The organism is Paenibacillus sp. FSL K6-2862, from assembly GCF_038005125.1.
Lineage (GTDB): Bacteria > Bacillota > Bacilli > Paenibacillales > Paenibacillaceae > Paenibacillus > Paenibacillus illinoisensis_A.
In genome coordinates, this window is sequence record NZ_JBBOSN010000001.1 from 697,107 (window position 1) to 712,500 (window position 15,394).

The following is a 15,394-nucleotide window of genomic DNA, read 5'->3' on the forward strand; positions in this document are numbered from 1 at the left end:
GCTTCATTCTGCATTTTGTTTCTGCCTGATTGGAGAAGACTTGCGGATTGAGCGTCGCCCCCAAGCTTTCCGATAACGGTACAGCACGGCAGCGATCAGTAACAATCCAATGCCTGCGACGATATATGCTGCATATTGATGCGCAAGGTGGAACACCGCGTTCCACTGTGGACCGAATACTTTTCCAATGCCCAGAAATAACACGACCCAGAACAGTGCACCCGTGTATGCATATAGAGCGAATTTCCGAAAAGGAACTGCCGCTATACCTGCGAAGTATCCAGTAAAATGCCGGACACCAGGTATGAAATATCCGATGAAAATCAAAGCATTACCGTATTTGGCAAACCACTTTTGCGTTTTATCCAGCTTGTCCTGTTTGAATAGAAACCATTTTCCGTAACGGACAATGAAGGGCAGACCGGCTTTGGCACCAATGAAGTAAGTTATCGTCATGCCGATGGTTGTTCCGAGAAAGGCAAGGATGGCAAGAATCCCGAAGTCCAATTGACCCTTGTATGATAGGTATCCTGCGTAAGCCATGGTTGTTTCTCCCGGGAAGGGAAGAGCGATAAATTCCAGCAACAAGCCAAAAAACAAAACGCTGTATCCATAGGATCCGAACAGATGTTGGATCTTTTCAAGCAATTCCAATAGATTCACTCTCCTGAAGACAGGGGAATCGGATGACTCTCCATGCTGTCTTGTATACGATCATTGCAGTCCGCCGTCAAATGAAACATTTGCAGTGCTTATCCCCGTAATAGCAGTGATTCCGGTAATAAGGGCCTGTTCATTATGCTACCCAATCCCAAGCCAAGAATCAATCATGAGCTAACCCAAATTGTGAAAAATATAAAACAGAAACGCGTCTTTTTTCGATAAAGCCTCCATATAATTCTAACAAATCTGCTAAAGTCTATCAGCAGAATCACTAGAGACGTTGGAGGATGATTCGTAAATGATGCAGAGACCGGATTTCACAATGGTGGAAAAAGCAGAGCAATCCCTAAAAGCCAAATCCATACATAAGCATGGTTTTCCCGCATGGCCATCGTGTCTGCTTCGTCTTGCGGTAGTAATATGCGTATTTGCTTCTTATGCCTGGACAGCATATCCTTCTTACGCTGCTGGCGCAGAAGCTGCTGCACCTAACAAAGAGAGCAATAAGGAAAAGGTAGTCTATCTGAGTTTTGACGACGGACCAGGCAAGCATACCCGTGAAGTATTGGATATTTTGCGCGAGGAACAGGTAAAGGCTACATTTTTTGTCCTGGGAGAGCAGGCAGAACGTTATCCCGAGTTGATTCAGGCTGCTGTGGAAGAGGGACATGCACTTGGCAATCATACCTATAATCATCATTATGATGAACTGTATAGTGATTTTAAATCGTTCTGGAAACAGGTGAAGCAGACGGAAGACATCGTGAACCGGATTACCGGCTTCCGCCCCAACCTGGTACGTGCACCTGGCGGAACATATGGACATTTTGATCAAAACTATTTCGATCTGCTCGAATTGGGCGGGTATACCGTGATGGACTGGAACGTCGACAGTGGTGATTCGAAGCGCAAAGGTGTGCCAGCCAAAGAAATTTTGCGCAATTCCACCAAGGTGCCTGCCGGTACCGGTTCAGTAATCTTGTTAATGCACGATGGTGGAGCTCATGCGGAGACGGTCAAGGCCCTACCCGGAATAATCAAATACTACCGTGATCACGGATATCGTTTTGACACCATGAGAGCGGAGGATCCACCTGTACAATTCCGTGTTCATCCTGAAGGGAAATACAAATCTCGCAAGGCACCTGGCGCCGAGTGGGTGGCGGAGCATGTGAAATTCAATCGTAACCTGTGGTTATCCGGCAAGGAACTCAAGGTAGAGATTGGTCTTGCTGCGGGGACACTGAAGCCAGGGGAATTCCGTGTGGAAGATCAGCGAATTATGGTGCCATTAAGACCGTTTATGAAAAAGTTCGGCGGCAGCATTCGCTGGGACGTGGAATCCAGAACGGCGACTGCGCTATGGAAGGATAAAGTGATCCAGGCGAACAGCGTCAGCGGTGAACTGAAATCCACTTCAGCGAATCTATCGAATGATAGAACGATAGAGGGGGCAGTGCAGAGTCAAGGGGGGACGATCTGGGTTCCACTGCGAGAACTGCTTGAAATAATGGGGCTGGATGTGTCTTCGCTTCAGTCCAATGAATCCGAGTGGATCGTAAAGGCCAATATGCCTCTTGCGGCAGCGTTAAACTTCTACCTGTACAGAACGATATGAATTAACGCATCCAGACAGGACTAATCTCTCTACTTCCGGGCAACAATGAATCATAGATTACTATGGCTCTGAATGCCCAGAATGGAAGGAGAATGAGGGATGTCGTATATTCGAATGGAACATGAACATGCGGTCGAGCTGCTGAACAGGGTGATCAAGCGGGTCGAGAGTGTAATTATAGGCAAAAAACAAGAGATTCAATATGTCCTTACTGCAATGCTAGGTGGGGGTCACGTGCTTCTGGAAGATGTACCGGGGACAGGGAAAACAATGCTGGTTCGGGCTGTCGCCTCATCATTGAGTTGTTCCATGGGTCGTATTCAATTCACCTCCGATGTCATGCCTGCAGATGTTACTGGGACATCCATGTATCACCCCCACACGAGTGAATTCACATTCCGGCCAGGCCCTGTCATGTCCAACATTGTACTGGCTGACGAGATTAATCGGGCATCGCCCCGGACCCAGTCAGCCCTGCTGGAAGCAATGGAAGAACGACGTATTACAGTGGATGGTACGACACATGCCTTGCCAAGGCCATTCTTTTTGCTGGCAACGCAAAATCCGCTGCAGTTCGAGGGCACGTATCGGTTACCCGAAGCGCAGCTGGATCGTTTCCTAATGCGAATAGGACTCGGTTACCCGGAACCGGAACAGGAAGTCGAGCTGCTAACCAGAGGGCAGAGTAGAGAGTTGCTGGATGAACTTCGTCCAGTGGTGCTCGCTGAAGAAGTGAGTGCGATGCAGCGCGAAGTTAGACATGTGCACGTTGATTCCGTAGTCAAGCAGTATCTGGTTGCAGTGGCTATAGCTACGCGTAATCATCCGGCTGTGAGGCTCGGCATCAGTCCACGCGGAACACTGGCCTGGATGGTTGCGACGCAAGCATATGCCTACCTACAGGGGCGAAGCTATGTCATTCCGGATGATGTCAAAGAGGTGGCTCAGCCTGTGCTTGCCCACCGAATCGGGTTGAAAGGGCAGAACAGGACGGAGGCATTTCGGGGTCAGGAACAAGTCATTCAGGATGCACTAGCATCGGTTCCCGTACCGGTACAAATGACAGCTCAGGGAAGGGGCCGGCGATCATGACCGCGCCTGTTCAATGGCTGTTCCATGCGGTCTTGGCAGCAGCTTTTGCTTGTCTTTACCTATGGCATGGAGGCAAGGCGGCGCTGTTTTTGTCCATTACGGTCTCTCTCATCCTGATTAGCGGTCTGGTCATTCATCTGTTGGGGCCGCGCCGAATTCGCATTCGCCGGCAAATGAATTCGGAACGAATAATGGTTGGGGAGATGGTGCGTGTTCAGGTGGAAGTGGAGTTCGAATGCCGAATTCCACTGCTATGGATCATGCTCTGTGAGGATACGCCCGCTGGAGTGCATAGAAAATTACTTTTTCCGGGAATGAGACGCAAGTTTGCTTACCAATATCAAATGTCTGGCTTGCGAAGAGGATTGTATCAGTGGGGCTCAGGTCAACTGTACTGGGGAGATGTATTCGGATGGAACACCGTCTCTGCGGAAACGGTGGGCGGGACATCTCTTGCTGTCGTTCCGTCTGGATCAACATTCGGTGATCGTGAATCTGCAGCATTTGCGGCTGTAGATGAGGGAACTTCGGCAAATACAAAAACCGGTCATGGTAACCGAAGCCCCGAGTTCCGCGAGTATCAACCAGGAGATCCCTTGGGACGCATTCATTGGAAAAGTACGGCCAAAACGGGCAAACTTCAAACCTTTTTGCCTGAAATATCGGAATCAACGTCTTTGGGTATTCTGCTGTATGAAGGAAAGACTGGCTACGAACGACGAATTCAGGGGGCGAAGGAGCATCCGGGGTTTGAACGTGCCATTAACATGGCTGCCCGCTGGGTGTTTACAGCTGTTCGCGATGATGTTCCCTATCAACTCTGGAGGACAGGGGTAGAGGCTGGTCCGGATAAGCAGCCCGGGTGGTTAAGCGATCTGATCCATGCCGAGCATGTAAATCTGTCACTGGACAGCCTCGCCCAGGCAAGCATATCAAGTGCTGACTTATCCGTTTCATTGCTGGCGGATACAACCATACTGGATCAGTGGCCCGCGGGGACACGCATGGTTGTCCTTACTGGCAGATTGGATGCCGTGCTGACGGGATGGGTGCTGGGTGCGGCTGAGTTGGGCCATGAAATAGAAGTGCAGTTAACCGAAACACAGATGGGTGAGGAACAAGCCAAAGGGAATAGGGTTCAGGGAGGGCTTGAGAATCCGGCTGAGCAGTGGACGGAACAGCTTCGGCTTAGCGGGGTAAGAGTCAGCTCAGTCGCAGACCAATCCATGCCTTTCATTGGAAAGGCAGGTGTCTCGGATGTGGGAGCGTAATCGTAGTGATATGGCGGTTGTCCAATCTGCCGAAGAAGTTTCGGTACTTGGTCAGGGATCCAAATCCCAGCGGTCTAAGAGAGAACCCGCCGTGTATAAGATAAGCATTTCTGTTCTTCTGCTGCTTCTCTCCCTGGAATGGATCTATCCGATTACTTCCACGGGACAGCAGGGAAGTGGGCGTTTTCTGACGGTGATGGCCGGACTTACGGGTGCGCTCCTGATTTCAGGATTATTGCGTGCAGGCTGGATGTTGGGGATAGTGCTTCGACTGCTTGTGGCTCTTACTGCTCTATGTCTGATGTATGGAGGCAGTGATCCTGCCGGCTGGGCTCTTGGTTACCCTGGAACATGGATGGAGGATATACGCTCATTCATGGAAAGTGGGCACTTTTATTCCATCAGTACGGAGACAAGAGGTTTGTTGATGATGTGTGGGTGGAGTATGCTTATGGCTTCTGTGCAATCCCTTGTGTTGATGCGGCGGAGTGTGATGCTGTTCGGCAGTGCTACCCTGCTTTATTTGCTGCTCCTGGAAACATTGGCCGGGCTGGATGTTTACGCCTCCGTCGTACGATCCGTTCTATGGATACTGTTGATCCAGACTATTCTCCAACTGCTCCGTCTGTTGGAAGGGGGCACAACACCAACCTTTCACCGATATCCCTATGTTCGTTGGTGTGCGGTGGCTGCTGCTGCGGCTGCGGGGATGGTATTGGTTGCTGCTCTGCCCGGACGTGTTGTCCCGGTCCCTGAGCCGGAACGGATATCGCTTGATCAGATTGGGGAACGCCTTGCCCGCTGGGCGGGCTATACACCACGCGGCAGCATTCCTGCTTCAGCATCTGTCACGGGATACAGCACATCTGATGCGCCGATGGGATCTCCATTGGTACAAGGGAGTGCCGTCTTTTTTACAGCGAAGAGCCCTCAAGTCACGTATTGGCGCGGGGAGACTCGTTCCTACTATAACGGCAGTACATGGAGTGATCCTGCACAAAACTTTCAAAAAGCCAGCCCGGCAGGGCTGTTTCGTGCCGATGGCTGGGAGAACCAAGCCTACTGGACTCGCATTCGTCAAACAGTTACGATGGAGCGTCCGTGGAGGGGACCTAACCCACTCTTTACGGGCGGAGTACCTTTGAACCTGTCCTTTCAGGACAAGAATGAACAGAACGAAGAAAATAGAATGGCCCTGCTCTCCAATGCAGACTCGGCTACGCTCTGGCTTGCCGGATCCAGCAGTCGTGACCCGATCAAAACGTATACAACCGATGTCATGATTCCCACTGCGTCGCCAGAACAGCTTCGTCAATTGGGCGAGGCGCGCAGTTCGAGTCAGGATCCGGCAGCAATTCGCCGAACCTATCTGCAGCTGCCCACCTCTCTGCCTGAGCGGGTACGATCACTTGCAAGTGACATTATTCAGAAGAGCGAAACGCGTTATGATGCAGTCCAGGCAGTGCGGACCTACCTGGCAGAGCATGCCGAATATACACTGGACACACGCATGCCGCCTCGCGGAACGGATTTCGTCGACGACTTTCTGTTTGTCACAGGGGAAGGCTACTGCAATCACTTCTCCACGGCGATGGTTGTATTGCTTCGCTCAGAAGGAATTCCCGCGCGTTGGGTAAAGGGATTCAGTGCAGGTTCACCGGACCCAGAGGTACCGGGCCGGTATGTCGTTACCCAGGGGAATGCACATTCCTGGGTGGAGGTGTATTTCCCCGGCGCAGGCTGGATGCCGTTTGAGGCTACGCCGGGCTTCGCATTGCCGCAAGGCGATGGTACGGACGTCGCAGCAGTCGCCGGGGCGCAGCCCGGCGAGGAGATCCCGCCGCAATCTGGGGGCGGGATCGATAGTGCGGGCGCCTGGCTGCTGGCGCGCGCGCGTGCTCTTGCCGCGGAGCCATGGCTCGCGGCAGCCCTTGCGGCAGCGGCGCTGCTGGCCGCTACCGGGACCTTGCGCATGCGGCGGCTTCGCCCCGCGCTGCGGCTCAGGCTGCTGCTGGCATGGCCGCGCAGCAGCTTCCCGGACCGTGAGCGGCTGCTAAGCGCCGCAGCTCCGGTCTGGGCCGCGCTCGCGCGGCGGTACGGCCCGCGGCCGCCGGGGATGACGCTGCGGGAGTATGCAGCGTCACCCGCCTTGGCCGCAGGCATGGACGCCGCGGACATCGCGCGGTTTGCAGCCGACTGGGAACGGCTGCTGTACGGGCCGGACCGTCCGCTGCGCGCGGACAGTCTTGCATTCCTGCGCCGGGCACTTCGCCTCGCCCGGCGCCTGCAAGTACCATAACATCGCCCAGGGACGTCTTGCTCGCCGAAGTGCGGACAAGGCGTTTTTGGGCGATTTCTTTCCGTTTTGGCTTTCATTATAGTGTCTGTTTTACATAAAGCTTGGCATGAAATATTCATTTGAACATGAAGCGAATGGAACTGGGGAATTTGTAGAAAACTCACAATGAAGGGGTCTTCATATTAAATGTTGCAAACTGCCCACAAAAAGGAGTTTCGTCTTTCCTTGACGGTATGTTTTGTCGTTGCGTATAATTAGTTTCATTAATTGAGGGAGGCACGGTAATGAATAAGCAAAATGAAATTGTGGTTGTCCTTGACTTTGGGGGCCAATACAACCAGTTAATCGCCAGAAGAATCCGGGATCTTGGCGTATACAGCGAGCTTTTGCCGTATAACACACCGGCAGAGAAGATCGCAGAATTGTCACCAAAAGGTATTGTATTTTCCGGAGGTCCGTCCAGCGTGTACGCTGAGAACGCTCCGCATGTAGATCCGGGTGTGTATGATCTGGGACTTCCAATCTTCGGGATTTGCTACGGTATGCAGCTTATGGCACAGCAGCTTGAAGGTAAAGTAGAACGTTCCGAGAAACGTGAGTACGGAAAGGCAGACCTTGAGTTTGCCGCGGGATCTGCCCTGGCACAAGGCATTGAAGGCGAACATACGGTATGGATGAGTCATGGTGACCATGTAGTTACGTTGCCTCCGGGCTTCAAACTGGATGCAGGCACGGAAAGTGCGCCGATCGCTGCGATGAGTAACGATGAGCGCAAATTGTATGCTGTTCAGTTCCACCCGGAAGTACGTCACTCTGTTCGTGGTAACGATATGATTAGCAACTTCCTGTTTAACATCTGTGGCTGCGAAGGCAACTGGACGATGGAAACATTTATTGACGACACGATCAAGGATATTCGTGAAAAAGTGGGCGACGGTAAAGTACTGTGTGCACTTAGCGGTGGTGTGGATTCTTCCGTTGTGGCTGCATTGCTTCACAAAGCGATCGGTGACCAACTGACATGTATGTTCATTGACCACGGCCTGCTGCGTAAAGGCGAAGCTGAAAGCGTAATGGAGACGTTTGTTGGCAAATTTGACATGAAAGTTGTCAAAATCGATGCACAGGAGCGCTTCATGTCCAAGCTGGCTGGTGTGGATGATCCGGAACAAAAACGTAAAATTATCGGTAACGAGTTTATTTACGTATTTGATGAAGAGTCCAAGCAGTTTGATGATTTTGAATTCCTGGCGCAAGGTACACTGTACACGGACATCGTGGAAAGTGGCACAGCGACAGCACAAACGATCAAATCTCACCACAATGTGGGTGGATTGCCTGAAGATATGAACTTTAAGCTGATTGAACCGCTGAGCACCTTGTTTAAGGATGAAGTGCGCAAAGTGGGTACAGAGTGCGGCCTGCCGGACGAAATTGTACACCGTCAGCCTTTCCCGGGTCCGGGTCTTGCGATCCGTGTTCTTGGAGAAGTTACGGAAGAGAAGCTTAAAATCGTTCGTGATTCTGACTACATCCTGCGTGAAGAAATCATTAAAGCAGGTTTGGACCGCGAAATTTGGCAATACTTCACGGCTCTGCCGAACATGAAGAGCGTAGGCGTTATGGGGGATGCCCGTACGTATTCCTACACGGTAGGTATTCGTGCCGTAACATCCATCGATGGTATGACTGCCGACTGGGCACGTATCCCTTGGGATGTACTGGAGAAAATCTCCGTGCGTATCGTAAATGAAGTCGATAACGTGAACCGGATCGTCTATGACGTAACTTCCAAACCACCTGCAACGATTGAGTGGGAATAGGTTAACGAATAAACGATATAAAAACGAAAAGAAACTCCCTTTGATCATGTATTACACATGTCAAAGGGAGTTTTTAGTTATGCCAGTGATGTTGCACCAGTGATGATTAACTCAGAATCGCTAGGCTTACAAGAGCTTAATCATTCAGGCTTTTCAGTTTTGTCGGTGTAGTACAGCCGGAAAATAATGTCTTGATTGTGGTTCCCGAATCCTTGACCGAACAACGTAACACCACCGATGTGCTCTGCATCCTCCTTGACGGCAATGCGAAGTGACCAGTAGCTATTACGGATGCCGATATCATCGATGGTAACATCGGACAATTTTACGCCATCCATAAACGTACCTTCCTTTTTGATAATGAGATGTTTCAGAAGGCCGTACTGATTTACACTCTCAAACCACCAGGGCGGATTCAGTTTGCCTTTCCCTCCAAAGTCACCAGGGCTCGTCCACATTCCAACCTCAACGCCATTAATGATAAACGAAATATCAGAAGGCCAGTTGTTGTTGGTGAGTGGTGCCTCCGAGGAGATCTCCATCGATATCTCCAATTCTTCCGGATTTTCATCTCCCATTAGATAATTCGGTACCTTGTATTCAATATATCCTTGTCCAAACCACAGGATTTTGGCTTTGAGTCGGTCAGGATCAAGGAAATACCGGGGATCATCAAAAATTCCAATGATGGAATCTCTTGTACATATGCCACAAGTCGGCTTGATCTGCAGATCCGTGAAATGTCCTACGGATATTTCGGTTTTGTGAATCTCACGTTGGATGACGTCCTTGGTCGGGAATGCGATTTCAAGAGTGTCCATACGAAGAGAGCAGACCTTTTGAGCCGCTCCACCTTTGCCCGGAGCCATATTGGATTCAATTACACCGGCTTTTTCCAATTTTTTGACATGCATGGTCATAATGGCACTACTAAGTCCAAGCGCTTCGGCCAGTTCTTTTATATTCATAGAGTTTTTAGACAGCAGATGAACGATCTGAATACGTACACTGCTAGAAAGGGCTTCGAAGATATGCAGGTTTTTCTCGTTCAGGTCGATTTTCAATGTAATTCCTCCGAAGAAATGAAATATTAACATTTATATGAATAGTAAACGTAGAATATTATAATATCGAAATTCGAAAATAATCACAATGTTTTTATATAAATAATACCAGAAATACAACATAAAAACAGAAGTAATCGGAAAAATGTAAAAACGAACCATGAAATAACCAAAAAAACCCTGCCAACTCATTGACACGTGTTACTCAATAACTTAATATTTAGGTGAATTAGTAACAAATTTACGAATATATAAACAAAAACATTAACGTATCGTGCAGAACAGGAGATGACAACGTGAGTACAGTTTCGAAGAAGGAATCATTTGTTAATCCGATTATACCGCAACGAGCCGATCCATGGGTATACAAACATACCGACGGCTATTATTATTTTACAGGTTCCGTGCCTGAGTATGATCGAATTGAGGTTAGAAGAGCTCGCACTGTTCAAGAGCTGGACAGTGCTGAGCCCGTCGTAGCATGGCGCAAATATGATGAAGGACCGATGAGTGCCAACATTTGGGCGCCGGAAATTCATTATGTCCATGGTAAATGGTATATCTATTTTGCTGCAGCACGAACAACAGCTACGGTGGAAGGGCTTTTTGACCATCGCATGTTTGTACTGGAAAATGCCTCGGCTAACCCGCTTGAAGGAGTGTGGGAGGAAAAGGGGCAGATCAAGACAAAATGGGAGAGTTTCGCACTTGATGCGACCTCGTTCCTGCATAAAGATGTTCAATATCTAGTTTGGGCACAAAAAGATCCGGACATCGTGGGCAATTCCAACTTGTATATTGCATCCATGGAAAATCCGTGGAAACTCGCTTCGGAACAGGTGATGATCGCTGAACCGACACATGATTGGGAGAAGATCGGTTTTTTGGTCAACGAAGGCGCAGCGGTGTTGAAGAGAAACGGCAAAATATTTATATCCTTCTCGGCAAGTGCGACAGATCATAATTATTGCATGGGATTGCTGTATGCAGAGGAAGGGAGCGACCTGTTGTCACCCAAGAGTTGGACAAAGCTTCCGGCACCTGTATTCCAAACCGATGTAGAGGCTGGACAATACGGCCCAGGGCATAACAGTTTCACCGTGTCGGAGGACGGAAGTCAGGATATTTTGGTGTATCATGCTCGCAATTATAAAGAAATTGAGGGAGACCCGCTCTATGATCCGAATCGCCACATGCGGGCACAGGTCTTTGGTTGGGATGAGTATGGATTTCCATACTTTGGAAAACCCGTTCCAGATGGTCGACCGGTGAACGTATAGGGCTATAGCATAAATAAAAAATAAAAATGGAACAAAGTGGTTGACAAATGTAAGCGCTATGAATTACGATAAATTCATACAAATGTTAATCATTAATTAATTCATTAACGTTTGTGTATTAGGGCGAAGGGGGTGCTCCTAGGCAAGCTTCCTTCAGTAAGGCACTTTAGAAGCAGGGCAGGCCGGTTTTCAAGGAGAATATAGCAGAGCCCTGTGATTTTCTTGAATATTTGAATGCGTTTACAAATGTGCTTAGGATTGATTATTCTAGGGGGGTTCTTGTGTGAAACGTACAAAAAAAGGTTTTGTAATCATGGTATCTACGCTGTTTCTGCTGGTTTTTGTGCTGTCGGGTTGCAGTACAGACGACAAAAATACGATTACGTTCTGGACGCCTCTGACTGGAGAAGATGGAGCCTATATGGACCAGTTAGTTAAAGAATATAACGCCACTGAACCAGAAATCAAATTAAAACATGTGATTACGTCTGATATGTACACCAAGCTGTCTACGGTAATTAACTCCGGTAAAGGGGTCCCGGATCTGGCTATTATCCATGCTGACCGTGTTCCGGGCTTTGTGAAGCAAAACGTGCTTGAACCCATGACTTCAATGCTGGCAGCACAGCCGGAAATCAAGGAAGAGAACTATTTGCCGCAAGCGTGGTCGACAGGAACCATTGATGGGACACAGTACACTGTTCCTCTCGATATCCACAGTAATGCCATGTACTACAACAAGGATTTGCTGAAAAAGTATAACGCGGAATCATTCCTGGACGATGACGTTGTCACGATTGACGAAATGCTTTCCTTGCAAGGCAAATTAGATGAAGGAGACTTCGTTGTGAATGATGCTTTGCTCGGATGGGTTATCCTCGGACAATTGCAGAATGTGGGCGGAGATGTGCAGAAGGATGGAAAACCAGCACTGAACACTCCTGAAATGAAGGCTGCATTTGAAAGTGTCAAAAAGATTGCCGATGCCGGTCTCATGACTCCGTTCGGTGAAGATGGATACCTGATGTTCCAATCCGGTAATGTCCTGTTTTCTACAGATGGTACATGGAGCTCAACCGCTCATGCCACTGTTGAAGGTCTGAATTTTGGCGTGACTAATGTATATTCACCTACGGCTGATAAGTTTACAAACCGTTCTTCGTCCCACCTGTTTGCCATGCTGAACAATGAAGCGAGAACGGATGAGAAGGAACAAGGAATCGGTAAATTCCTGGAGTTTATCCGTCAGAATTCAATGGAATGGGCCAAAGCGGGACAGACCGTTGCGAGTAAACAGGTTATTGAGAGTCCGGAGTACAAAGACTACATGCAGTCGTTCTTTACTTCGAACGAGAAGGAGATCGAATCGCTCTACATCTACACTTACGAGTATTACCCGTATGTAGCTGAAGCGGTCGACAAATACGCGGCTGATATTGTTCGTGGCAATGTGGAGTTGGATGCGACACTGCAAACCATGCAAAAAGAGGTTGAGGACAAAATTGCTCAAGGAAGCAGTGGTGCCCAGTAACACTTGAATTGCATAACGGATGTACTGTACATCTCGCCATTCTACTGTAATAGAAGCAATGTGTCGCAAGAGTGGCACATTGCTTTTCCCAAAGGAGAAATGAAAGGATATGAATAAACGATCATTTGCACCGTTCTTATTTGTTGGTCCTCATCTAATCCTGTTTTTGGTGTTTATACTGCTGCCAACGATCTACGGGATTTATGCCTCTTTCACCAGATGGAACCTAATTAACGATCCGGTTTGGGTCGGTTTTGAAAATTATAGGACGATCCTGTTCGACCAGGATTCCTCATTTCATTTTCAATTCTTTAATGGTTTAAAGAATACGTTGATTTTCGTGGCACTGAGCGTTCCGCCGTTAATCATTATTCCGCTGCTTGTTGCTGTAGCCCTTGAACATAAAAAGGTGAAATTCAAAGGCTTCATGCAGGCGATTATTTACATTCCAGGTATGATCTCCATATCTGCTGCAGCGCTCATCTGGTCTCTTATTTTCAATAAACAGCTCGGCATCACGGGTAACGTATTTGGATCAGAGATATCCTGGGCAGCCAATCAACCGTATGCTTGGATCATTATTATTGTGATATCTGTATGGGGAGCGGTCGGTGGTAACATGATTATCTATCGCGCTTCCATTAATGGTGTACCTAGCGATCTGTATGAAGCAGCCGAGATGGATGGTGCCGGTCCGGTACGCCGATTCTTCAGCATTACGCTGCCTTCCATCCGTTTCCCGTTGATTTTTACATTTGTCATGACAACAGCAGGTTCGTTTAACGTATTTGGTCAGCCGCTGATGATGACCGATGGTGGACCACAGCAGACTACGCATGTTCTCATGATGTATATTCGCCAGCTTGCGTTTGGCTCCGGTGAGTCAGTAGCAGGTATGGCTTCCGCCATGGCTGTGCTGTTAGGACTGGTTATTCTGGTCATCTCCGCATTGCAATATTACGTAATGAACCGGAACGCCAATTAGAGGAGCAGGATCGAACGTGGATCGGGAAGGAGCAGGTATATCAACATGGTCAAAAAAATAAGTATCTCCAAATATATATCCTATCTATTTTTGGTAACCATTTGTGTCATATGGGTGGTGCCCGTTATTTTCGGGATCACGACTTCGTTTCGCTCGCAGGCGGAAGTGGTGTCGGCCGGGTTCCGATTATTTCCCAAAGAGTGGGACTTTAATAACTACGTCGCCATACTGGACAATACATCAACCGCTCCGATTCTGAGATGGCTGAGCAACTCGCTGCTCATTGCAGTATCTCACACGGTGCTTGTCGTTTTTATCATTTCCCTTACAGGCTATGGATACACAAGGTTGAAGTTCAAAGGGAGAGATGCCTTGTTTTTCACGCTTCTCGGGATTTCATTTTTCCCGGGTGTCGTTAACCTGATCCCTTCCTACAAAATCATTGAGGCGCTTGGATGGGTGAATACAGCTTGGGCCATGATTATTCCGGGGCTGGCTGGTATGGGGAATATCTTCCTCGTTCGTCAGTTCATGAAGGGAATACCTGGCGAACTGGACGAGTCTGCTAAGGTTGATGGTGCAAGTGATTTCCGAATTTACTACTCCATCATTTTACCTCTAGTGAAACCGGTGTTGATTGTGTGCGGTCTATTCTCGTTCATTGGGTCCTGGAATGACTTCCTATGGCCGGTTATCGTATATACAGATGTCGAAAAAATGCCGATTACCGCTGGACTGCTGTTACTGCAGGATATTTACGGTAACTATCGCATGATTGGACAGCTGATGGGTTCGGCGATTCTGGCGATCATTCCAACACTCGTCCTGTTTATTTTTGCACAAAAGTATTTCCTGCAATCGATTAATCTGAATTCGGGAATCAAAGGATAATGCTGAATTACTGCATTGTTTGTTAAACTGTTGTTTAACACTAGGAATAATGTATAGATTGGATTATGAGCTGCCGTATATACGGTGGCTTTTTTTGCTGTGAAATTTACAGCGCTTTCAGAACACGAACGTTTCCGTATAAACATATAGTTAACATTCGTTTTTATCATTGACAGAAAAGGTCGGTGCTTCTAAAATAGGGATGGGAAAACAAACAAATAGCGCATACTACTTCGTATAATCCTGGGGATATGGCCCGGGAGTTTCTACAAGATCACCCTAATGATCTGGCTACGAGCAGGAGAGGCTAAGCACAGCAAAATTCTATATGACTGCGTGGTTAACTATAATGGACGCACATTAGAATTTTTTTTGTTCTTGGCAATAGGCTACGCCTCTCCTAATAGCTAACCCTGGGTGAAGTAAGTCCGTCCAGGGTCTTTGTCGTTTTTCAAAATGGCTTCAACATCTCTAAGGGGGAGTTAGTGGATTATGGATCGTTTCTTTAAACTAAAAGAAAACGGAACAAATGTTAGAACGGAGATTGTTGCGGGTCTTACTACCTTTATGACCATGGCGTACATCCTTTTTGTTAACACATTGTTCCTCGGATCAGCCGGGGCGGGGATGTCGGATAACGCAGTGTTTTTTGCAACAGCCGTAGGTGCTGGGCTTATGACCATCATTATGGGATTGTTCGTTAACATCCCGATCGCCCTCGCGCCGGGTATGGGATTGAACGCATACTTCATGACGGTTGTATTGAGTTCGAATGGGGCAATTACCTGGCAAGCTGCTCTCGGGGCTGTATTCATCTCGGGTATCGTATTTATTATCTTGACCGTGACGAGAATTCGTCAGATGCTGCTTGTGGCTG

12 protein-coding genes and 1 riboswitch (1 of these 13 running past the window's edge) are annotated in these 15,394 nt (G+C 48.3%); of the genes, 10 read left to right on the forward strand and 2 right to left on the reverse strand.

Going from position 1 to position 15,394, the window contains the following annotated elements:
* Positions 1-3 precede the first annotated feature (3 nt).
* On the reverse strand, positions 4-654 hold the full coding sequence (locus tag MHB82_RS03315; RefSeq protein ID WP_341173799.1) for a DedA family protein: 651 nt from the start codon (positions 652-654) through the stop codon (positions 4-6).
* Between the two features lie 307 nt (positions 655-961).
* Between MHB82_RS03315 and MHB82_RS03320 the strand changes: the two genes are divergently transcribed.
* From MHB82_RS03320 to guaA, 5 genes are all read left to right on the forward strand, one after another.
* Complete coding sequence (locus tag MHB82_RS03320) at positions 962-2,281, forward strand: polysaccharide deacetylase (protein WP_341173800.1); 1,320 nt, start codon at positions 962-964, stop codon at positions 2,279-2,281.
* A gap of 99 nt (positions 2,282-2,380) precedes the next feature.
* Complete coding sequence (locus MHB82_RS03325; protein ID WP_095362156.1) at positions 2,381-3,373, forward strand: AAA family ATPase; 993 nt, start codon at positions 2,381-2,383, stop codon at positions 3,371-3,373.
* Positions 3,370-4,644 (forward strand): DUF58 domain-containing protein, encoded by a 1,275-nt coding sequence (locus tag MHB82_RS03330; RefSeq protein ID WP_341173801.1) that lies wholly within the window; start codon positions 3,370-3,372, stop codon positions 4,642-4,644. The genes MHB82_RS03325 and MHB82_RS03330 overlap by 4 nt, the downstream gene beginning before the upstream one ends.
* A gap of 10 nt (positions 4,645-4,654) precedes the next feature.
* The gene (locus tag MHB82_RS03335) at positions 4,655-6,943 is read left to right on the forward strand and encodes a DUF4129 domain-containing transglutaminase family protein (RefSeq protein WP_341173802.1); all 2,289 of its coding nucleotides are present in this window, start codon (positions 4,655-4,657) and stop codon (positions 6,941-6,943) included.
* Positions 6,944-7,227: 284 nt separating this feature from the next.
* The gene (gene guaA / locus MHB82_RS03340) at positions 7,228-8,766 is read left to right on the forward strand and encodes a glutamine-hydrolyzing GMP synthase (RefSeq protein WP_095362159.1); all 1,539 of its coding nucleotides are present in this window, start codon (positions 7,228-7,230) and stop codon (positions 8,764-8,766) included.
* Positions 8,767-8,906: 140 nt separating this feature from the next.
* On the opposite strand, the gene MHB82_RS03345 is transcribed toward guaA, so the two are convergent.
* A complete protein-coding gene (locus tag MHB82_RS03345; RefSeq protein ID WP_110755474.1) occupies positions 8,907-9,830 on the reverse strand; it encodes an ArsR/SmtB family transcription factor in 924 nt (307 codons plus the stop codon).
* A gap of 296 nt (positions 9,831-10,126) precedes the next feature.
* Between MHB82_RS03345 and MHB82_RS03350 the strand changes: the two genes are divergently transcribed.
* The 5 genes from MHB82_RS03350 to MHB82_RS03370 all read left to right on the forward strand — a co-directional run.
* A complete protein-coding gene (locus tag MHB82_RS03350; protein ID WP_341173803.1) occupies positions 10,127-11,110 on the forward strand; it encodes a glycoside hydrolase family 43 protein in 984 nt (327 codons plus the stop codon).
* Between the two features lie 313 nt (positions 11,111-11,423).
* The gene (locus MHB82_RS03355; protein WP_095362167.1) at positions 11,424-12,641 is read left to right on the forward strand and encodes an extracellular solute-binding protein; all 1,218 of its coding nucleotides are present in this window, start codon (positions 11,424-11,426) and stop codon (positions 12,639-12,641) included.
* Between the two features lie 109 nt (positions 12,642-12,750).
* Positions 12,751-13,626: a carbohydrate ABC transporter permease gene (locus tag MHB82_RS03360; RefSeq protein WP_095293154.1), complete on the forward strand. Its 876-nt coding sequence runs from the start codon at positions 12,751-12,753 to the stop codon at positions 13,624-13,626.
* A 45-nt stretch (positions 13,627-13,671) separates the two neighbouring features.
* A complete protein-coding gene (locus MHB82_RS03365; protein ID WP_095293153.1) occupies positions 13,672-14,517 on the forward strand; it encodes a carbohydrate ABC transporter permease in 846 nt (281 codons plus the stop codon).
* A 213-nt stretch (positions 14,518-14,730) separates the two neighbouring features.
* Positions 14,731-14,831: riboswitch (purine riboswitch) on the forward strand.
* 178 nt (positions 14,832-15,009) lie between these two features.
* Positions 15,010-15,394, forward strand: partial view of an NCS2 family permease gene (locus MHB82_RS03370; protein WP_095362162.1) — the 5' end (the start) only. The gene runs 992 nt beyond the window's last position; the window shows 385 of its 1,377 coding nt (coding positions 1-385); the start codon lies at positions 15,010-15,012; the stop codon falls past the right edge of the window.

Bases quoted from the DNA above. Each gene is read 5' to 3' on its own strand.
- MHB82_RS03320 (WP_341173800.1), top strand. From the start codon at position 962: ATGATGCAGAGACCGGATTTCACAATGGTGGAAAAAGCAGAGCAATCC.
- MHB82_RS03325 (WP_095362156.1), top strand. From the start codon at position 2,381: ATGTCGTATATTCGAATGGAACATGAACATGCGGTCGAGCTGCTGAAC.
- MHB82_RS03330 (WP_341173801.1), top strand. From the start codon at position 3,370: ATGACCGCGCCTGTTCAATGGCTGTTCCATGCGGTCTTGGCAGCAGCT.
- MHB82_RS03335 (WP_341173802.1), top strand. From the start codon at position 4,655: ATGGCGGTTGTCCAATCTGCCGAAGAAGTTTCGGTACTTGGTCAGGGA.
- guaA (WP_095362159.1), top strand. From the start codon at position 7,228: ATGAATAAGCAAAATGAAATTGTGGTTGTCCTTGACTTTGGGGGCCAA.
- MHB82_RS03355 (WP_095362167.1), top strand. From the start codon at position 11,424: ATGGTATCTACGCTGTTTCTGCTGGTTTTTGTGCTGTCGGGTTGCAGT.
- MHB82_RS03360 (WP_095293154.1), top strand. From the start codon at position 12,751: ATGAATAAACGATCATTTGCACCGTTCTTATTTGTTGGTCCTCATCTA.
- MHB82_RS03365 (WP_095293153.1), top strand. From the start codon at position 13,672: ATGGTCAAAAAAATAAGTATCTCCAAATATATATCCTATCTATTTTTG.